At 40.1% G+C, this 20,775-nt stretch carries 19 protein-coding genes; 7 read left to right on the top strand and 12 right to left on the bottom strand.

The window, feature by feature from the left end; all coding sequences use genetic code 11:
- Positions 1–18: 18 nt before the first annotated feature.
- The 5 genes from H5079_RS02785 to H5079_RS02805 all read right to left on the bottom strand — a co-directional run bounded on the left by H5079_RS02785 (position 19) and on the right by H5079_RS02805 (position 4,266).
- Entirely contained in the window at positions 19–912 is an 894-nt protein-coding gene (locus H5079_RS02785; RefSeq protein ID WP_011328510.1) for a carbon-nitrogen hydrolase, read from the bottom strand.
- Entirely contained in the window at positions 909–1,964 is a 1,056-nt protein-coding gene (locus H5079_RS02790) for an agmatine/peptidylarginine deiminase (RefSeq protein ID WP_182683376.1), read from the bottom strand. Before H5079_RS02790 ends, H5079_RS02785 begins: the two co-directional genes overlap by 4 nt.
- Before the next feature lie 57 nt (positions 1,965–2,021).
- Entirely contained in the window at positions 2,022–2,630 is a 609-nt protein-coding gene (locus H5079_RS02795; RefSeq protein ID WP_182683377.1) for a PilZ domain-containing protein, read from the bottom strand.
- Between the two features lie 224 nt (positions 2,631–2,854).
- Positions 2,855–3,616 carry a haloacid dehalogenase type II gene (locus tag H5079_RS02800; RefSeq protein WP_179807299.1) on the bottom strand — a complete coding sequence of 254 codons (762 nt, stop codon included), beginning with the start codon at positions 3,614–3,616 and terminating at the stop codon, positions 2,855–2,857.
- A complete protein-coding gene (locus H5079_RS02805; RefSeq protein ID WP_179807298.1) occupies positions 3,616–4,266 on the bottom strand; it encodes a peroxiredoxin-like family protein in 651 nt (216 codons plus the stop codon). Before H5079_RS02805 ends, H5079_RS02800 begins: the two co-directional genes overlap by 1 nt.
- Before the next feature lie 119 nt (positions 4,267–4,385).
- On the opposite strand from H5079_RS02805, the gene H5079_RS02810 reads away from it, so the two are divergent.
- From H5079_RS02810 to H5079_RS02820, 3 genes are all read left to right on the top strand, one after another.
- Complete coding sequence (locus H5079_RS02810; RefSeq protein ID WP_011328505.1) at positions 4,386–5,270, top strand: LysR family transcriptional regulator; 885 nt, start codon at positions 4,386–4,388, stop codon at positions 5,268–5,270.
- A 152-nt stretch (positions 5,271–5,422) separates the two neighbouring features.
- Positions 5,423–6,781 (top strand): cytochrome c, encoded by a 1,359-nt coding sequence (locus H5079_RS02815; protein WP_182683378.1) that lies wholly within the window; start codon positions 5,423–5,425, stop codon positions 6,779–6,781.
- On the top strand, positions 6,774–7,673 hold the full coding sequence (locus H5079_RS02820; protein WP_182683379.1) for a c-type cytochrome: 900 nt from the start codon (positions 6,774–6,776) through the stop codon (positions 7,671–7,673). The genes H5079_RS02815 and H5079_RS02820 overlap by 8 nt, the downstream gene beginning before the upstream one ends.
- A 183-nt stretch (positions 7,674–7,856) precedes the next feature.
- On the opposite strand, the gene H5079_RS02825 is transcribed toward H5079_RS02820, so the two are convergent.
- A complete protein-coding gene (locus H5079_RS02825; RefSeq protein ID WP_011328502.1) occupies positions 7,857–8,873 on the bottom strand; it encodes a hypothetical protein in 1,017 nt (338 codons plus the stop codon).
- 273 nt (positions 8,874–9,146) lie between these two features.
- Here H5079_RS02825 and H5079_RS02830 point away from each other — a divergent pair, with 273 nt between their 5' ends.
- From H5079_RS02830 to H5079_RS02840, 3 genes are read left to right on the top strand one after another with little or no spacing between them, the layout of a single operon-like run.
- On the top strand, positions 9,147–9,722 hold the full coding sequence (locus H5079_RS02830; protein WP_182683380.1) for an RNA polymerase sigma factor: 576 nt from the start codon (positions 9,147–9,149) through the stop codon (positions 9,720–9,722).
- The gene (locus tag H5079_RS02835) at positions 9,719–10,795 is read left to right on the top strand and encodes a FecR family protein (protein ID WP_011328500.1); all 1,077 of its coding nucleotides are present in this window, start codon (positions 9,719–9,721) and stop codon (positions 10,793–10,795) included. Before H5079_RS02830 ends, H5079_RS02835 begins: the two co-directional genes overlap by 4 nt.
- 45 nt (positions 10,796–10,840) lie before the next feature.
- On the top strand, positions 10,841–13,840 hold the full coding sequence (locus tag H5079_RS02840) for a TonB-dependent siderophore receptor (RefSeq protein ID WP_259398041.1): 3,000 nt from the start codon (positions 10,841–10,843) through the stop codon (positions 13,838–13,840).
- Between the two features lie 120 nt (positions 13,841–13,960).
- On the opposite strand, the gene H5079_RS02845 is transcribed toward H5079_RS02840, so the two are convergent.
- The 6 genes from H5079_RS02845 to H5079_RS02870 form a co-directional block, all read right to left on the bottom strand.
- Positions 13,961–14,404 (bottom strand): PA2169 family four-helix-bundle protein, encoded by a 444-nt coding sequence (locus H5079_RS02845; protein ID WP_182683381.1) that lies wholly within the window; start codon positions 14,402–14,404, stop codon positions 13,961–13,963.
- 173 nt (positions 14,405–14,577) lie between these two features.
- Positions 14,578–15,516, bottom strand: a complete 939-nt coding sequence (locus tag H5079_RS02850) for a LysR family transcriptional regulator (protein WP_011328497.1) — start codon at positions 15,514–15,516, stop codon at positions 14,578–14,580.
- Between the two features lie 17 nt (positions 15,517–15,533).
- The gene (gene aceK, locus H5079_RS02855) at positions 15,534–17,249 is read right to left on the bottom strand and encodes a bifunctional isocitrate dehydrogenase kinase/phosphatase (protein ID WP_182683543.1); all 1,716 of its coding nucleotides are present in this window, start codon (positions 17,247–17,249) and stop codon (positions 15,534–15,536) included.
- 110 nt (positions 17,250–17,359) lie between these two features.
- Entirely contained in the window at positions 17,360–17,839 is a 480-nt protein-coding gene (locus H5079_RS02860) for a hypothetical protein (protein ID WP_011328495.1), read from the bottom strand.
- Positions 17,840–17,939: 100 nt separating this feature from the next.
- Positions 17,940–19,433, bottom strand: a complete 1,494-nt coding sequence (locus H5079_RS02865; RefSeq protein WP_182679242.1) for a DUF3413 domain-containing protein — start codon at positions 19,431–19,433, stop codon at positions 17,940–17,942.
- A gap of 5 nt (positions 19,434–19,438) precedes the next feature.
- A complete protein-coding gene (locus H5079_RS02870; RefSeq protein ID WP_011328493.1) occupies positions 19,439–19,651 on the bottom strand; it encodes a DUF1414 domain-containing protein in 213 nt (70 codons plus the stop codon).
- 62 nt (positions 19,652–19,713) lie between these two features.
- On the opposite strand from H5079_RS02870, the gene yejK reads away from it, so the two are divergent.
- A complete protein-coding gene (gene yejK / locus H5079_RS02875; protein WP_011328492.1) occupies positions 19,714–20,730 on the top strand; it encodes a nucleoid-associated protein YejK in 1,017 nt (338 codons plus the stop codon).
- Positions 20,731–20,775 lie beyond the last annotated feature (45 nt).

Raw genomic sequence — 20,775 nt, forward strand, 5'->3', positions numbered from 1 at the left:
AGGGCCAAGTAATTTTATTTAATCGCGGTAAATTTTTGTTAAGTCTTGGTAGTGATCAATTCTGCGGTCGCGTAAATACGGCCAAATACGTCTTACGTTTTCGCTGCGCTGTTGATCAAGCTCAATTACTAAAATTTGCTCGTCAGTATTATTAGCCTCAGCAAGTAATTCACCTTGTGGCCCTGCAATAAAAGAGTTCCCCCAAAATTGAATCCCTTCGCTTTGCTCACTTGGGTCTTGCTCGACTCCAACGCGGTTACAACTAATTACCGGTACACCATTGGCAATCGCATGGGCGCGCTGGCTAATAACCCACGCATCTTTTTGGCGGGTTTGTTCATCGCTATCATCACGCGGATCCCAGCCTATTGCAGTTGGATAAATAAGTAGCTCAGCACCGGCCATTGCCATTAAGCGTGCAGCTTCAGGAAACCACTGATCCCAACATACTAATACGCCCAATTTACCTACTGAGGTTTGAATTGGCTCAAAGCCTAAATCGCCTGGAGTAAAGTAAAATTTTTCGTAAAAACCAGGGTCATCGGGAATATGCATTTTACGGTATTTACCGGCAATACTGCCGTCATTTTCAAGTACTACAGCGGTATTGTGATAAAGGCCGGTAGCACGTTTTTCAAATAACGACGCCACAATTACAATGCTTAACTCTTTTGCCAGCTCACCTAAAGTATGCGTGCTTGGGCCTGGAATGGTTTCGGCTAAATCAAACACGTCTACATCTTCGGTTTGGCAAAAGTACAGGCTACGGTGTAGCTCTTGCAGCACAACTAATTTAGCGCCTTTGTTGGCTGCTTCACGAATTGCGGCAATCGACTTTGCCATATTTTGCTCAGCATTATCGCTATTGCTTTGTTGTACGAGTGCAACGGTTAATTTTGCAGGGCTGGTCATTGAGCTGCTCCAGTTAAAAATCCACGTGGGAGTTGCATTGTTATACAGTGCAAACTGCCAAATTGTTCAATAATAGGTAGGCAATTAATGCCCACTATTGTGTGCTCTGGGTACGCTTGTTGAATTTGCGCTAAGGCGAGCTTATCGCTTACATCATCGTACGTTGGTACTAATACCGTATTATTAATAATTAAGTAGTTAGCATAGGTGGCAGGCAAACGTGTTTGCTCATCGTCATACACTGCTTTGGGCCAAGGTAAGGCAATTAAATTATATGGGGTGTTATCGGTAGTTTTAAAGCCTTGAAGCTGTTTTTCCATCGCATGCAGCGCGTTGTAATGCTCATCGGTTTTATCATCGCACTGTACATAAACAAGGGTATTGTTTGGTGCAAAGCGAACTAGCGTGTCTATGTGGCTGTCGGTGTCGTCGCCCGCTAAATAACCATGGTCAACCCATAAAAAGTCAGTTGCTCCTAAGTGCTGTTTTAACAGTGTTGCAATGTCACTTGGGGTTAAATTTGGGTTGCGGTTTTTATTGAGCAAACATTCACTGGTAGTAAGTAATACGCCGTGTTCGTTTATTTCAATGCCACCGCCTTCAAGTACCATATCTACTGCTTGGTAGTCATTATTTGTATCGCTAAGCTCATTGACTAAAACACGGTTTATTTGATTATCTAAATTACTTGCAAATTTATTGCCCCAACCGTTAAAGGTAAAATCATACACTTTAAGCTGATTAGGGTTATTTATAGCGGCGCAAGTAAGGGGGCCGTGATCGCGTGCCCATGTATCATTTGTTGGTGTAACTACAAAGTGAACACAGTTTAAGGGGACGTTGGCGGCGTGCAATAGCGCAATAACATGCTCTTTTACAGGCTCACTGTGCGCTACAATAACTAACTGTTGTACTGCGGTAATATGTTTTGTAAGCGCTACATACACAGGCTCAACGCGTGCTAAGTTTTCAGCCCAATCGGTGTCTTTATGCGGCCAAGTTAGCATAACAGCGTCTTGCTCGGCCCATTCTGGTAAAAGTCTAAAATTCATGAGTAATTGATACAAATTAAGGTAGCGCTAGTTTAGCAGTTTGAGTGTACATGTCAGCTATTTATCATCTGCTTGCATGTTTTGTGATTGCTCTAATTGCTGGCGTTTTTTTAGTTGTCGGGTTTGTGCATGCAAACTGGCTCTAACGACTAGTTCTTGGTCGCTGTCTCTTATGGCTATAAAGAGTAAAGTGTATTGGTAATGCTCGGTATCGATTTTTTTAATTGCAACGACTTCGGTATAGCAATAAACAGCTGACGCTTCATGGTGTAAAAAAAGTTTAGTCCGAAACTTTTGCCCTAAAGAATAAACATCCTCTGTTGTAAATTTTACGCCACCGCCGCCATAACTATCGCAATAAATAACGTTATCTTCGCTTTGCTCTGAGGCGAGAACATGGCTCATTATTAAGTCTATTTTACGTGATTGCGCTTGTAAAAAAACCGCTAGCTCTTGGGCAACATCACCTAAATTACGCAGTGGTCCAAGCGCGCTTTGCTCTAAGCTACTTACTTCATTAGCGAGTTTAAATAAAGGGGGAATGTCTGCGTCTAACTGGGTAAGGTTTTTTGGAACGGCGTTATCATCAACTATGTATAGGTTTACACGGTTACTTTCATCAATTTGAAAATATTGTTCAAACTCACTTAATCTTTGACTGTTCATAGCACTCTCCGCAACACATTTAAGTAATAATAGCGCCCTTAGTGCTAAATTACTAGAATATATGTTTTTTGAATAACTGCTTGAATACTTTATTTATATTCATTTTATAAATATAAAAAAACGGCCAACGTTATCCTAACATTGGCCGCTGGGGTATTGATTAATTTTTACCACTTTAATCATGGCACATAGATGCCGTATGGGGAGGAGAGCATTACATCAGGTTATTTAAGCAGCTCGGTTAACTCATGTAAGTTTTTTACAACATGATCTGGTTTTTTAGCCAGTGGGTAAAGTGCTTTACCTGGGCGTGCAATAAAAGTGGTTTGTAAACCGGCTGCTTTTGCGCCGGCTACGTCCCAACCATGTGCTGCAACCATCATGGCATCATTTGGTTTTACATTAAGTTTTTTAAGTACCCATTGGTACGCACGTAAATCAGGCTTGTACACTTTAATATCTTCAATGCTGTAGCGCTCGTCAAAATAATGGGTTAAACCAGCGCTTTCAAATTGTGCTTGTACGCCTTTATTTGAAGAGTTTGTTAGGCTAACCAGCTTATAACCTTGTGCTCTTAATGCAGCTAAACCTGCTTTTACGTCTGCGTGTGGAGGCAGTGTTAATAATGGTGTAACAATCGCGGTTTTTGCTTGCTCGCTGGTAATATTAATATTGTTGTTTTGTGCCACCATTAATAATGACGCCACGCCAATTTGGCCAAAGTCTTGGTAATCGCCAATTACAGTTGATACCAACGAGTGGTGTAGCATAGTAGAAAACCACAATGGTAATAAATCCTCTCGCCCACCAAGTGCTTCGCCTATAGAAGCGCGCATTGAATCTAGATCAAGGAGTGTTTCGTTAACGTCAAAAATTAACACTTTAGGTTTATTTGAGGTTTGTTCGGCCATAGTATCTCCAGATAATAGGCTTGCGCCTAAAATTAATGAAAGGGTTAGGGTTTTTAGGGATGTTAATACAGACATTATTTACTCTCAGATTTTAAAGCGTTTAATACATCAAAAGGTTCAGCGCGTAGGGTGTAGTCTTCAGTTACAAATGCGTAAGTGATCACACCTTGTTGATTAATAACATAAGTGGCCGGTAGTGGTAGTTGAAAGCTTTTATCGCCGTAGTAGTGCTCAAAATCAATACCAAATTCGGTATATAACGCTTGAATACGCTCATCGAGTGTAAACAATAAACCGAACTGCTTGGCTATTTTATTACTTACATCTGAAAGTACATCAAATTCAAGGTCGTTTTTTTGCGCCGTTGACAGTGTTTCATCAGGAAGTTGTGGTGAAATGGCAATTAACTGTGCATTTTGCGCTTTAAATTGTGGTAAGTAATCATTTAGGGCTTTTAACTCTAAATTGCAATAAGGGCACCAGCCACCACGGTAAAAGCTAATAATTACTGGGCCTTGTTTTAATAATGTCGCAAGTTCAACCGTGTTCCCTTGATGATTAGCCAAGCTAAAATTGGTAACTTTTTGCCCTACCTGTAATGCATTATCTTTAATGTGCTGGGCAATAAGCTCTGCGTTTGTCGTATTCATTAGTGCTAAAACATCTGCAGGGAGCTTTGCTTCTTTTTGCACGTTATAGGCGTCAATTTGCGCTTTTAAACTCATATATAACCTCAATAATTAAGTTACGTTAGATTATATAGTTTTAGTTATTTAAATATAGATTGCAAAAGTGAAAGCTTCATTCGAAAATATTAAACATTGAAAACCCAAAGTAGCTTTTTATGTATAACATAAGTGATTTAGAAACTTTTATAGCCGTAGTAGAGAATAAAGGTGTACTTGCCGCTGCGCGCGAGCAAGGTTTATCGCCAGCAACAGTGAGCCATCGCCTTAGTAAATTAGAGCGAGAGTTGTCTACTGTTTTAGTCTTTAGGGATAGTCGGCGAGTACGTTTATCGCCTGCAGGAGAGGTGTTTTACACGCGTGTGGGCGCTATTATTGAGGCACTGCACGATGCAGAGCATAGTATAGGTGCTCGCAGCTCAACTGTGAGTGGGTTGCTAAGGGTAACTATGCCACCGTGGATTTTTTCTAAGTATGTTATGCCTAAGCTCAGCGAGTTTGAAAGTGAATATCCTCAATTAAAACTCGACTTTTTAATTACGGACCACTTTATTAATGTGGTTGATGATGCTCAAGATGTGGCTATAAGAGTAGGGCAGTTAAACGACTCTGGCATGTTGTCGCGTAAAATAGTCAATAATAGCCGTGTGTTATGTGCAGCGCCTAGCTATATAAATAAACAGGGTATGCCAAGTAATTTAACCGAGCTTGCGGCGCATTATTGGGTATGTTTGCCGTGGCAAAAGCAATTAAAATTATTTGACGAGCAAGGCAAAATCCACAGTTTTAATGCTAAAACCCGCTTTACTATTTCAAACTCAGATAACATGACCCAAGCTGCCATTGCTGGGCATGGCATTGCAATTAAATCAAAAATAGCAATTGGTGAAGAGCTTGCAAATGGCACCTTAGTTGAAGTTATGCCCGGTGTAATGGCGCAAAGCGACGCACCAGTATGGTTTTTACGGCCACAAAACAGCTTAACCACACGTAAAACTGAGGTGTTTTTTAACTTTATAAAGTCATTATTTGTTGCATGCTAACTATATAAGCGGTTGCATGACGCTTTTATTATGAGCAGCGCATGCGTTAGATCAACCTTTGTTCTTATACTCATTTGAGAATATTTTATTGTTGTTATTATCTCCCTCAGGCTTATTGGCCGTTTTATTTCTTTGAGGGATTAAATTTAACAATGAAAAAAGTGACGTACATTGTGTTAGTAGGTATTGCACTCTTGGTGTTTGCCTTTATGGGCGCTAAGCTCATTCCTATTACTTTAGCACCACCTTTAGCTGCAACACATAAAGTAGATATTAACGATCAAACGCTCATTGCTCAGGGCGAATACTACGCACGAGTTGCTGACTGTGTTGCGTGCCATACGGCACCCGGCGGAAAACCTTTTGCGGGTGGCTTAGGCATGCAAACACCTATGGGGGCTATTTATTCTACAAATATTACTCCCGACATCGAAACAGGCATTGGTAGTTATAGCTACGCCGATTTTGAACGTGCAGTTAGAAAAGGCATTCGCCAAGATAACCAACCGCTTTATCCTGCTATGCCTTTTGTGTCATATAAAATAGTAAATGATGCTGAAATAGAGGCAATGTACGCGTATTTTATGTCAAGCGTTAGCGCAGTAAAGCAACAAAATCAACAAACAACCATTCCATGGCCTGCAAGTATGCGTTGGCCATTAGCATGGTGGCATGCATTATTTTCACCAGCGCGTAGCTTTACAGCTAACCCCAATTTAACGACTGAGCAAAATCAGGGTGCCTATTTAGTTGAGGGATTAGCTCACTGCGGTGCGTGCCATACGCCACGTGGTATTGCTTTTCAAGAAAAGGCGCTATCAGATGATGCATCGGGTCAGTTTGTATCAGGCTCAGTACTGGAGGGCTGGTATGCTAAAAGTTTACGTAATGAAGGGTTAGGCTTAGCAACCTGGAAACAAGCCGATATTGTTGAATTTTTAAAAACAGGACGTACCGACAAAACTGCCGCATTTGGCAGCATGGCCGATGTAGTGGCGCATAGTACGCGGTACTTTACTGATAAAGATTTAAACGCTATTGCTAGCTATTTGCATCAGTTAGCACCGCGCCCTGGGTATGAAAAAAATTGGCAGTCAAAAGCAGATACCACCACAAGTGCATTGCGGGCAGGTGACTTTTCGGCCTCTGGTGCTTTGTTGTATATGGAGCAGTGCGCCGCGTGTCATCGTTTAGATGGAAAAGGCGCACCACGTATTTTTCCAGCATTGGCTGGTAACTCTATTGTGTTTGCAGAAGATCCCAGTTCGTTAATTCAAGTCACTTTAGCAGGGGGGGAAATGGCAACAACCGCGCACGATGTAATGACATTTACTATGCCTGAGTTTTATCATTTAAAAAACCAAGAGTTAGCCGATGTTTTAAACTTTATTCGCAACAGTTGGGGCAATCATGGCAGCCATATTTCAACTCGAGATGTTGCGACTATGCGCCGTGTAGTTGACCATGCTCCGGTGCATTATGTACCCGCAAAGGAGATAGAAAATGAATAAGTTACTAGGGATAAGCGTGCTTGTAGTTGTAATTTCGGTTGCTGCTTACATGGGTTATGAAAGCCGTTTTTATGATGCGCCTGATGCAAAAACTTACGATGTAATTGATGCCGAAGGTAAGGTGATTGATCAATTTACCATTCCAAAAATTACCGATGTAGTAGGCCACAAAGATGAAGAGGCTATTTTATACGGTATGCGCTTACTTAACGAAACGGCGCGCTTATTGCCCGATAATGTAGGTAACGGGCTCAATTGCAATAGTTGCCATATGGGGCAAGGTAAACGAGAGTTGGGGGCACCCTATATAAATACTTATAATCGCTATCCGCGCTTTAATCCGCGTGCGCAACGCGTACTTGATTTAAACGAGCGTATTAACGGCTGTTTTCAACGTTCGATGAATGGTAAACCAATCCCAATAGATTCGCCAGAAATGCAAGGTATGCATGCTTATATGAAATGGTTGGGTGGTGATGTGGCACCGGGCAATACCGTTAAGCTAACTAGCCTAGAGTATTTTAAAGTAGGCAAATATACAGCAAACGCAAATAACGGTGCACAGGTTTATGCAGCGCAATGCGGTACTTGTCATGGCAGTGATGGCGAGGGGGTAAAAGATCAATTTGGTGATTATATTTTCCCACCATTATGGGGCGATGACTCATTTAACATTGGGGCAGGTATGGCACGAGCCTCTCGAGCAGGTGCATTTGTTATTCATAACATGCCATTGAGTGTGAGTCGTGAAGCGCCGCTTGGGCAGATCACTTTATCAGAGCAAGAGGTTGTTGATGTTGTGGAATACTTTACTAAAAAGCCACGTCCAGACTTTGCAGGTAAAGAAAACGATTGGCCAGGTATGGATAATCCCGCTGATTCTCGTTATTAATACAGTATGCATAACCGCTTAAGCTAACAAGGTTAAGCGGTTTTTTATTGCTGCAATGTACTTAGTTAAAACTCAGATTATTTACTCTGTGTATACTAGAGTAGTACAAAAAACGCGCCGTTTTGGCGCATTTTTATTGGCATAACATAAACCTAATATTTGAATTAAGACCATTACCTCAGATTATTTAAAATTCCACATTGACCATATACCTACTTCATTTTGAGTTCGCTCAACTGTTGCACTATCAATATTACTTTGCTTAGCAACAAGCGCCAGCGTTAAATAAGAAGTTGCCTTATAATCAACACCTAGTTGTATGTAATCACGTTCTAAACTAGCGTTTAAACGTCTATTAGGGTTGATTGTATCGTACCGAGCAAATGCAGAGTAACCCGGTTTAAAAGCATAACTTGCCCAGGTCCCCCAGCCGCTGCTAGCGTCTTGCGGTATTTTGTTAACTTGGTTCCAGTTGTCGTTATATACATATTCAACGCCAAAACGTACCCCTTGATGCAGGTAACTTAGCGCTGCATTGAAACGCTCTGCAGTATGATTTTTCTCGGCCTCGTCTTTATCAAGTGCGCGTGTACCTTGATAAGCACCTAAAGCAAAATCAAATTGTTTATTTATATGCCACACAGCCGATGCTTCTAAATCAATTCGATCGCCCACAGTTGGCTTTTGAAAACCACCCCCAGTAATAGCCGATACAGCATACGAAAAGTGCGCCGATTTATGGCCATAATGAATACCTAAATCGGTTGGACCGGCTAATTTGTTTTTTGGCGTTAAGCTCGGATCAACATAACGATACCCTACACGGCGTGCGATGTAATCAATCCATGGCAGTTCAGCAACACCAATTTTAAGCGTACTTCCTTGATTAAAATTGCGTTTTATATAAGCATGACGAAACCAAATGTCGGTAGGGTCTTGCTGGCGTTGCCACTGCACATCTGTGGTCACTGTTAATGACCAGTCATCATTAAATTGATGGTCTAAATTAAGATAAAAGCGTTTTACATCAAGTTGCCAATCTTCAATATCCTGGTGCTGATCGTCAATTTGAATATTACTAAAATTCGCAAATACTTGGCTCGATAACGTGGTTTGCGATGCGCTCACCGGTGCACTAATAACAAGCAATCCACTTGCTGCTAATAATACAGAAACACTTAAACTTGTTTTATTAAACACCACAAAACTCCCTTAGGTTGCTTACATTCAAGCGAGATAAATTTTGCATATTATAGCTTTTTAGTTGTTGCACCACGAACTTGCTAATACGTTATTTAGTTAAAGCATGACCTAGGTCAAAATGCAGGTTTATTACTGTTTTAATAACATATAAAGAGACTTTTAACGCAACGAAAAAATAACCGCGGATTAACAATTTACCTTGTAATTAACGTTAAAATTAGTCATCTTAACAAACTTAGGTTTATACAATAATAAGGGATGAAATTAAGGATGGCGCGAGGACTCAAATTAGCCACTACATTTACAGAGTTATCGACTCATTTACGCCGCTTTGTTTCACGAATAGTGTTACCTGACGACGTAGAAGATATAGTGCAAGAAACCTTTATTAAAAGCTACGAAGCTGATTTAAAACAAGATATTCAATTTACGCGTAGTTACATGCTCAAAACTGCTAAACACCTTGCCCTTAATCATATTGCTAAATGGGATAATAAATTTAGCGACTCCCTTTGTGATGATCATGAATTACCAAAGTTACTTAAATCAATACAACTAGAGGACGAGTACACCTCGAAAGAGCGTTTTTTATTGTTTTGTCGGGCAACAGAGCAACTAAGCTTGACGGTTCGCAAGTGTTTTATATTAAAAAAAGTGTACGGTATGAGCCAAAAAGAAATTGCCCAGCAACTACAGTTAAGTCAAAGCACAGTAGAAAAACATATTGCAAAAGGGTTACTACAAACCATGCTATACATGCGAGAGCATTCTCAGGATGAAAATGAGCAGTATAAAAAGCACGACACCGCTGCTCAAAGGCCAACTATAGTGAGTGTGGCAAAATGAGTAATATTCATCAATTTACACCAAAAGATTTAATTTTAGAAACAGCAGCTAATTGGATAAGCGCGATAGATCGCGGTTTAAACAAGGTTGAAAAAGAGCAATTTAAATTATGGATGCTGCAAAGTAATGCACACCAAGACGCCGTTTACGAACTCGCTAAGTTGTGGGACGAACTGAGTGTATTAAACGAGTTAAGCACTTTATTTCCGCATAAAAACAATACCGAGGAAAAAAGTAAATGGGTGTTTTCGTATGGTATCGCGGCCAGCTTATTTGCTGCGTTAATGATTTGCAGTTACTTATTGGTTAATTTAGAGACTGGTTATAACCAAGCCCTAGCGAAAGTTAATTATACTAAAATTTATAAAACCAAGGTGGGAGAGCAAGCCACTTACGTACTGCCCGATGGCACCATAGTGCAACTTAATACCAATAGCCTATTAGAGGTTGCCTATAGTAAAGGGCGCAGACAGTTATTACTGAGTAGAGGGGAAGGGCGTTTTAATGTTGCTAAAGATGCTACGCGGCCATTTAGTGTGATGGCAGGTGATAAAAGCTTTACAGCATTAGGTACTGTATTTAATGTGCAGCGCAATACCTCATCTCATTTAGAATTAGTGGTAACCGAAGGAAAAGTGATGATCACTGATCCGAGTGTAGCTGTAGATGCTAACGATTTTAAAGCCTATCAACTAGCCGATAACAGCACCCAAAAAATTAGAAAAATAAACGCAAATATTGTGCTCTCAGGCGAAAAAGCAATTATAGAAAAAAGTGTTACAGCGCCTATTAAACGCCTCTCTGCTGACGATGTGCAACGAGATTTAGCGTGGCAAAATGGCATGCTAATTTTTAACGGAGAACAATTAAGCGATGCCTTAAATGAAGTTAGCCGTTATACCGCTACTCGGTTTGAGCTTTCATCGGCAGAGCTTGCGAATATTAAAGTTGCAGGGGTATTTAAAGCGGGTGATGTTGCTGGGCTACTTGAAAGTTTAAAAACAAATTTTTCGATTGATCACGAACGCTTAGGTGAGCACGTAGTTAGCCTTAAACGTCAAACTAAGTCATAAATAGCAGCGCCTAAAATCATGCTAATGTTGGATTAAGTTGCAATTATGAACATGCAAAGTAAAAAATATATTAATAAAAAGAATAAAACCTATAGAGGATTTTTGTTTGCCAACTGTTTATATAAGTTGCGCAGTAACCAAACGCATTTATTGTGTAGTTTGAGTGTGCTTGCATCGGCTTTTTTTAGCTTGAATGTTTTAGCCACAGTAACTACCGGGCAAATGGTGCAATTTGATATAAAAGCGCAGCGAGCAGACAAAGCTTTAATAGAATTTGCTAAGCAAACTGAGCAAACCGTGGTGTTTTCTTATGAGTTAGCTAAACAATATAATGCAAATTCGCTTTATGGTTTTTACACCCAATTAGATGCACTGGAGGCACTGTTAGGTGACACTAAGCTCGATGCGGTTGTTGATCAAAATGGTTTACTGAGTATAAAACTCAAACAAATCAATAGGAAAGATAACAACATGATGAAGCTTTCAGGCGTTAGTGCAGCAATATTGCCTGCATTACTTGCTGCAAACACTCAGGGCGTTAATGCTGCTGAAGATGTTGCCCAAGAAAAAATAGAAAAAATTGCCATTGTCGGGAGTCGTGTAGCAGGTCGTTCAGTTGAAGATTTACCTGTTCCGGTTGATATTTTAAGTGCAGAAGCACTAGAGAATACAGGGCAAACAGAAGTGGGCAGAATGCTGCAGTCAATTGCGCCTTCGTTTAACTTTTCAAGCTCGTCAATTAGTGATGGCACCGACGCCCTTCGCCCAGCAACACTGCGTGGTTTAGGCCCAGATCAAACATTAGTACTTATTAACGGTAAGCGCCGCCACCAAGCCAGTATTATTCATATTAATACTTCGGTAGGTCGTGGTACAGCGGGTACCGATATGAATGCTATTCCGGCGTCGGCAATTAAGCGCATTGAAGTACTGCGTGACGGTGCTGCAGCGCAATATGGCTCAGATGCCATAGCGGGTGTTATTAATATAGTACTCAAAGATGGTAGCGAAGGTGGTAAAGCCGCAATTAACTATGGCCAATATTCAGAAGGCGATGGTGAAACGATAAACCTTGATTTTAATAAGGGTTTTGCTTTAGGTGATAAAGGTTACGTAAATACTACACTTAACTACCGTGATCGTGCGCCAACTAACCGTGCCGGTTTACATGGCTCTTGCCAATTTAATGGTTGTACAACACTTGATGACGGCACTTTAGTAGCGGGCGATCCGCGAGAGCTAACAGCCGACAGAGATACCTTTAGAATAGGCGATGCCGACTCACAACAATTTGGCTTAATTGTAAGCACAGGTTATGAGTTAGGTGATGGCGAACTATACGGTTTTATTACTTATTCAACGCGCGATAACGAGTCGGCAGCGTTTTTCAGGCACAATGCCAACGGTGGCGGTAATACGGTTTTACAAGATAACGATGCGACAATTCAGGCTGGCTTTTTGCCAAAAATTAACACCACTATCGACGATATTTCGTATAACTTTGGTTACAAAACGCAATTTGATAACGATGCTAGCTTAGACTTATCGTACACCTATGGTGAAAACAGTATTGATTACACTACCAGTGACACAATTAACGCCTCGTATGCTAACTTTTTACGCTACGACCAAGGCTTAAGCGCTGCTGATATTCGCGCCACTATTCCGCGCGAAGCCTATGCTTACGGTATGGAATTATCGCTACAAACGCTTAATTTAGATTTTACTCAAAATTTTGATGATTACTCACTCGCTATGGGCGCAGAAATTCGCACCGATGAGTATCGCATTTTAGAAGGCAGCGAATACGCATACCGAGATTACGACACTAATAACGGCGTAAGTATATACGACGGTTTAAGCGGTGGCGTTGGCAGCGAAGATGCTTCGGGCGGCACGCAAGGTTTTGGTGGTTCATCGCCAATGTCATCGGTTGATGAGTCGCGCGATGTGATTTCGTTCTACCTTGATGCTGAAACCTATATTATTGAAGACGTTATTTTATCGGGCGCACTGCGCTACGATAATTATAAAGGCTTTGGTGATACGGTTAACTTTAAACTAGCGGGTAACTGGTCGATTACTGACGATATATCACTGCGTGGTGCATTAAGCTCAGGTTTTAGAGCGCCGTCAATGCAGCAGCTGTATTTTAATAATATCAGTACTCAGTTTGTTGTTGACGATGTTACTGGCAACTTAGTTGCCGAAGAAGTCGGTACTTTTAGAAACGACTCAACATTAGCGCAAAGCTTAGGTATTCCAAAATTAACAGAAGAAAAGTCGCAAAACCGCAGCTTAGGTATAGTGTATAACGTAACAGACAACATTAACGTAACGCTCGATTATTACTCAATTGATATAGACGATCGTATAGTTATCAGTAATCGTTTAGGTAAAGGGTTGTCGCCAAGTCTTGACGCTGCATTAATAAGCTCAGGTGCTGGTGCGGGTCAGTTCTTTTTAAATGGTGCTGATACAGAAACGCAAGGTATTGACTTTGTTGCTACCTGGAACACTGAAGGGTTAGGCGGTACGCTTGATTTTACCTTAGCAGCTAACTTTACTAAAACCGATGTGGTGTCGTTATTTACCCCGGCAGGTTCAGGTTTAGAAACAGTACCGGTTGAGGACGTGTTCTCTGACCAAGAAATTTCGATTATTGAAGAATGGCAACCAGAGGATCGCATTAACTTAAGTGCGCTTTATCAACGTGATGACTGGACAGTTAATTTGTCACTTAATCGCTTTGGTGAGTACACAGTAGAAGATGGCGGCCGCCAGACTTACGGTGCCGAAATATTAACTGATGTTAAAGTAAATTACTTTATAACTGAGAACTTATCGGTAAATATTGGCGCAAATAACTTATTTGATGTGTACCCAGATGAAAATACCATAGGTAATTCACGTACTGGTACTATTGTAGATGCCCAAGGCAATACCATTGTAAGCAGCCCAGGGGTATTTAAATACTCTCGCCGTTCAGCCCCATTTGGCTTTAACGGTGCGTATTACTACCTAGGTGCAGAATACCGCTTTTAATTATAGATACTCCCATTTTTATACTTAATATAAAGCCCAGCATTTAAGAATGCTGGGCTTTTTTAATTGTTTAACCTGAACTCAGCTTTAGGTTGAGTTATTATCCAGAATTTAGGCTACTTACTGCTTTTTCATTCGGCTCATTTCAGCATGACAGCTTTGCATTGTTAGTAATGCTTTAGCTAGTACAGCTTCGCAGTCTGTGGGTTGTGGTTTTTTCATTGCATCTTTAATTTCTTCGAGGGTTTTATCCTCAACTTCTTCTAGCTCTTTAATATACGTATCGTCGTTATTGCTGCTAAATTTAGTGATAAGCGCAGTGTAAGCACGGCGCGCTTCTACCGCAAATGATGAGCCATCTTCACGTTCGCCTTGTTCATTAACAGCAAAAGGTTGTAAGCGTTCAACGGTTACCTTACGCGCATCAATCATGCGCTGGAAAAGGGCGGCAACAGCGGGATCTTTTACGTTCTGTTGGGCTTTTTCGTAAAAATCTATACCACTATTCATTACTTGGATGATGTCAGAAATATGATTTACTTCATTACTTTGATGGGTGTTCATAATGACCTCTCTTATAAATGAAATTAAATGTTCATTTATATAAAAGCAAAGGTTGTTCCACTATAAATACTTTCGTAATCATTTGTTTTTATTGGTATAAATGTATTTTTAGGATGATGTTTGCTTACTTGTTAGATTAAGTAAGCAAATTTTACAAAGCTTTTGTAACGGTATTACTTAAGTTCTTCAGCAACTTCGGCTACTTTTTGACGTAACCAAATATGACTAGCATCGCGATGTAACAGCGGGCTCCAAATCATATCTAACTCAAACGGTGGAATAGGAAAAGGAGGTTCTAATATTTTAAGACTAGGATCGTCTATATAAATGTTAGCTGCTTTGGAGGGCAATGTTGCTATTAAGTTTTGTACTTTGGCTAAATGTACTGCCACATGGTAGTTACGGGTAAAGGTGGCAATATTACGGTGTTTACCAAAATGAGCGAGTGCTTCATCAACCCAGCCGAGTTTTTGCACATCTTTAGGATCCATTCCTACGCCTACACCAAAACCGGTTTTACTTACCCAAATATGGCGTGCTTTTAAGTAGCTCTCTAGGCTAAAATTGTCAATAATCGGGTTATCGGATTTAACTAAACAGCAAAAACTGTCTTTCCAAATGCGCTTATGATGAAACGATTGCGGTAGGTTTTCAAAGCGATTGATTGCCATATCCACTTTGCCATTTTCCACATCATGAAAGGTCACATCACTAGGGGTGAGTATATCTAGGGTGGTGTCGGGGGCTTCTGCGTGTAATTTACTTAATAGCTTGGGCGCTAAGGTACTGGCCGCATAGTCACTGGCCATTATTCTAAATACGCGCTTACTTTGGCTTGCTTCAAACTCACGATTAGGCGCAAGTGTTTCCTCTAGGGTCATTAATATACCGCGAATAACGGGTTGTAACTCTAACGCGCGCTCTGTGGGTACCATGCCATCGCTGGTGCGTACTAAAATAGGATCGTTAAATAAGTTACGAAGGCGCTTTAAGCCATTGCTCATGGCAGGTTGAGTAATACTTAACCGGTTTGCTGCGCGGGTAACATTACATTCGCGCAATAAAGTATCGAGATAAACCAGTAAATTTAAATCTATTTTACTTATATTCATTGTGTGTCCTTAACGCTTTACCAGTGATGGATAAAACGTTGTGCTGTCGGGTATGGATAAATATGACTAACCTGACCATTTTTAATATTTTGCTGTGCTTGCTTCCAAAAGTTAACATCAATAAGCTCTGGATGTGTGCTCATTAAAAACTGCTTATAGATTAGGTTAGGCATTACAAAGGTGCAAAGTTGCTCAGGGAATACATCTTGCGGCGCAACCGAATAGCTTTGCTCATCCATTAAGTAGTCGTCATACGTTTTTGCTTTAGGCAGTGCTCTAAAATTCATGTCGGTTAAATATTGCACTTCATCGTAATCATAAAAAATAATGCGTTTGTGTTTACTAACACCAAAGTTTTTTAACAGCATGTCGCCGGGAAATATATTAACAGCAATCATTTCTTTTAGTGCCTGGCCGTACTCTTCAATCGCGTCGGCGGCACTGGCATCATCGGCATTTTCTAAAAATAGATTAAGCGGTGTCATGCGTCGCTCAATATATAAATGTTTGATAATTAGCCAGTCGCCTTCAATTACCATGGATGAACCAATGGTTTGGTGCAACTGCTGCAACAAGTTACTATCAAACCGCGCTAAAGGAAATACGACGTTAGAATACTCTATGGTGTCGGCCATGCGGCCAACCCGATCGTGTTTTTTAACTAACTGGTAGCGCTTTAACACGGTATCACGACCAAAAGGTTTACTTTCGCCAAATTTATCTTTAATAACTTTAAATACATAGCCGAATGAGGGCAGGGTAAATACCATCATCACCATGCCTGGTGTACCAGGGGCGATAGTAAACTCGTCGTTAGAGTGAGTTAAATGATTTAAAAACTCACGGTAAAACTCGGTTTTACCTTGTTTATGAAAGCCAATAGCGTTGTAGAGCTCAGCTATGGTTTTATTGGGCATTAATTGGTTTAAAAATCGCACTAATGCGCAAGGCGCATGGGTTTCTACCATAAAGTAGGCACGCGCAAAACCAAAAATAACTCGCATTTGCGACGATTTAGTAAGTAGTGCGTCTAGGTACAAGCCTTTATCTTCATGGTGTAGTACTGCAATAATAAACGGTTGTACGCCGCTTTGCGATACCACTCGCCCTACAATGTAGGCAGCTTTGTTACGGTAAAATGGAGTGTGCAGTATATCAAAGCGCATTTGCCAGGCTTTATGGTGCGTATCGGGTGCTTGTTTATAAAATGCTTTTACCAGTAGTCGTATGTCTCGCTCTAAGTTTACAAAGGGAGCTTTAAAATCAAAGTGATTAATGATCTGTTTAATTGTGGGCTTTAGGCCGTCAACCACAGGAAAATAGCTGCGATACTCAGCTTCTACGGGCACTACAGGCGCATCTTTTAGAGTGGCTTCTACAAAAATAAAGTCGTTATGAAAATAACGGCGATGATACAAGCGGCAAAATACCGAGTTATAAAAAGTTTCGGCAAGCTCAGCCTGAGGATGAAAACATAAAAAATGTTGATAGAGCTTTTTTACTTCTAGCCACAGCTGTTCGTCGAGTTGTTCGGTTTGTTGTTGTCGAAGCGTGGCGGTGGTTTCGTTAACCCGATCATCATAATGGCTAATACGTAATCGGCTTATATCATTAATTGCTTGCCAGTCTCTTTTAGCAAACGCCAGCGGTGCTTTTGCCGTGGTTTTTTGAAATAACAGGTAGTGCTTTTTAAAGCCCGTTAAAATTAATTCAGCAATATGACGAGGCTGCATCATTACTCCTTATTAGACGCTAGAGCTTATACTCTATCATTGTTAAGAGTATGTTATTCTCGATTTAAAACCAAGCTAAATTAAGATGTTATTTATTCATGAGATAAAGGTTACTGATAGTTGTCTATTTTTTTTTGTAATTTATTAATGCGCTTTTTTACCATATTAATTTGTGCTTTATAGTTTTTGTTAATTACTTTTTGTTTTTTAGCAATATCGGCGGCAATACGTTTTTTATCTTCCTTGGCTAAAATATGGTTAAGGCGCTGTTGCTGTTTATAATCAGCTTGGTCTTTTTTACGATCTAATATTGCTAACTTATGTTGATTACTGCGCAGCTCTGCCTGTAAGCCTGCTAGTAAGCTTTCGCGCTCCAGTTCGTTTAATTGCTTGGTGTAATCTACTTTAGGGCCTACTTGCTGATTTATTGTGGTGTTGACTTTGTATACGGTGGCGTTGTTATCGCACGGGAATTGAGAAAAGGTGGTGCCTTCTTGTGTAACACACTTGTAGTAACTGGTTGCACTGAAACTGTTAAAGCTTAAGGTTGTAAGCAAGAGGAAAATAAAAATACAGTACAGCTTAATCATATTGGCTATCCCTAAGAGTGTTTTACTGCGTTAAATTAATAACGTTAAAGTAAAACTATAACCTAGCTTGGCGGTATAGCAAGCTAGGTTAATAATAGCCTTATTGAGTAAAGGTTTTTAACTTTTTGATACTGTGAACTAAAAATGGAATGTCTAAGCCTTGTTCAATAGAAAACCCTTCGGCGGCAGAAATATTTTTAAAGTCGCCATCAGGATCAATTAAGGTAATTCTATCCTTTTTATACGCTATAACCACGCCTTGAGAATAATTAACACCCATATTATCTTTTTTCTGGTGTAAGTTAACACCAAGCATAGTTTGCTCAGCAATAGCGTTGCAGTTTAAATACTGCCCAACAGCGGTCGCTATTATATCGCTAGGTTGAATAAGGCCATTAACGCGAGTGATCCGTTTATCTGAACTATAAAGCGTTGAGGTAATTACCACCTCTTTATTATTATCAGCCAAACTAAAAGCATAAACATGAGTATTTTTATCGCGAGGTGCTAAATCATCAGTGCCTTTAATAATTCTAATTGCACTATTAGTATGGGTTTGATCGTTAATAAAGTTTAACGCTGCAATACCCGTTACTTCAACACTGCGACGTTGGCTTTGCCATGCGGGTAATGTTTGCTCATTTATAATTGTAGATTTATAAAATGCTGGTAAACCATAAACTAAACTAAAGAGCATATCGTTATGATCGGTTGGTTGTAAAAACTGCTTAGTGCTATACAAGTTTTTATTACTGGCAAATTGAGCAAGCTGCTGCGCTGTTTCAAATACAAAAATATCAATTTTAGCCGGTGTGTAATCTTCGCATTTTGTCAGCGGAGTAGGCAATTGGTAGCTAATGTTTTGTTGATTAATTTGCACATTATGCGCTTGTTTATAGCTTTCTATGTCTAGTAGATCATTTTTAGCTAATAAGCTTTTAGCCGTTGTAGGGTAAGAGAGTGGTAAAAAGTTATCTTGTTTAGTTACATCAAACTTTAAATTAGCGTCTGCCCAAATATGAATACTATGACTTAAAGCAAAACAAATCACTAAAAATGAACTCGCGTAGCGAGCAAACTTGAGCTGCTTTAAACGCGCTAAATTTTGCCAAGTAAAATTACTGACCGTTAACTGAAAACCTAAAATAACTAAAACTATGCCACCGGCTAAAATAGTTGTTAAAGCGGGTGAGCTGTTTAAGCGGTGCCATAAAAGCGAAATGATCTCAGGTAAAGCAGAACTACTTAAGTGATAACCTAAATTAAAATAAACATAAGCATCAAGTGTGAGTAAAGAGGCGCCAAAGGTAGCAATAACTGCAGCCATACCGCGAATATGGCGAGGGTATGGAAAAACTAAACTGAGCGGAAATACCGTCAGCACAAACGCTAAAAAGGCAATAAAGCTAGTATGGCTAAGCCAAGTAACTAGCATATAAGTAATACCCATAAAGCTTGTAGGTGGCGAGTCGGCAAACAAGTAGCTTAAGCTAATTAAGAGCGCTAAGCCAATATTGGCAAAGGTAAACCAATGCCCCCAACTTAGTAATTGACTCGCTTTTGATGAAAACTGATTGTGCTGCGATAAATTCATAGAGTTTATTTAACCGACTGTGCGAGAGCTTTAGCAAAGTTCTCGGTAACGGCTTGTCTTTTCCCTGTTGGTACATGCTCTTTTAAGATATGCGTGATAGAATTTCCTAAACACATAAGACTCAAATCAACCGGCGCATTGTGTTGAGTTAACACATCAATAAGCTGATCGACGATTTGTTCTACTTGTTCATTAGAGTATTTTGATAAGATTGGCATCAGTTGGTTCAATTTAATAGTTATATTCTCACATTTTAACACCAGAGGCGTGAAAAACAAAGATGGCAACAGACGTTAAAAAACTAGTCGTTCATTATGTAGACAAAAAAGACGGCGATACTCAAATCCATTTACGTAATGATGAAATGCTAATCAACGATAAAGTAGCTGTGTTTATTGAGCAATTGCATCATGCATATAATGGTAAGCCAGGTAAAGGCTTTTGCGCTTTTAGTGGCGATAAAAACAGCGTAGTTGCATCGGCAATGCAAAGTTACCGTAACAACGAACTTGGCTTTTGGCATATGACAGATCAAGCATCGAGTGTGTTAAAAGAGGAGCTTGATAAATACGCATTTAATGAAACCGGTTATTTAGTGTTTTGTCACTATCAGTATGTGGCTACAGACTACATGCTGATTGCGATGATTAATATTAAAGAGCATTACTCAATTACCTCTGAGCTTGATTTAGCATCGTCACGTCATTTAGATATTTCGCGTATGCAATTAGCGGCACGAATCGATTTAACCGCTTGGGACACCCAAGCGCAAGACAATCGTTATATTTCATTTATTAAAGGCCGCGCAGGGCGCAAAGTTGCCGATTTCTTCTTAGACTTTTTAGGCTGTGAAGAAGGTATTGATCCTAAACAACAAAGCCAAGTAATGCTCAGTGCTGTAGAGGATTACTTATCAGAGCAACAATTTGATAAATCAGAAAAAGACGATTTACGTAAACAAGTATTTGATTACTGTAATGATTGTGTAACGACAGGTGAAGATGCCAACGTAAGTGAGCTTTCGGCAACACTTACAAAAGGCGATGACAGTCCGTTTGACAGCTTTTGCAAAGAGCAAAGTTACGATTTAGAAGAGTCATTCCCCGTTGATAAAAAAACAGTGGCAAGTATGGTTAAGTTCTCCGGTTTAGGTGGCGGTGTAAGTGTGAGCTTTGAGCGTAAACACTTAGGTGAACGTGTTACTTATAATGAAGCAACCGATACCTTAGTGATCAAAGGCATTCCGCCAAACTTAAAAGATCAGTTACAACGCTTCATGGAAAAAGAACAAGACTAATGCGATTGATCTAAAGTTACAGGTACAAAAAAGCCCCGCTAGTTA

The sequence above is a fragment of the Pseudoalteromonas sp. SG44-5 genome, assembly GCF_014164175.1.
Taxonomy (GTDB): domain Bacteria; phylum Pseudomonadota; class Gammaproteobacteria; order Enterobacterales; family Alteromonadaceae; genus Pseudoalteromonas; species Pseudoalteromonas nigrifaciens.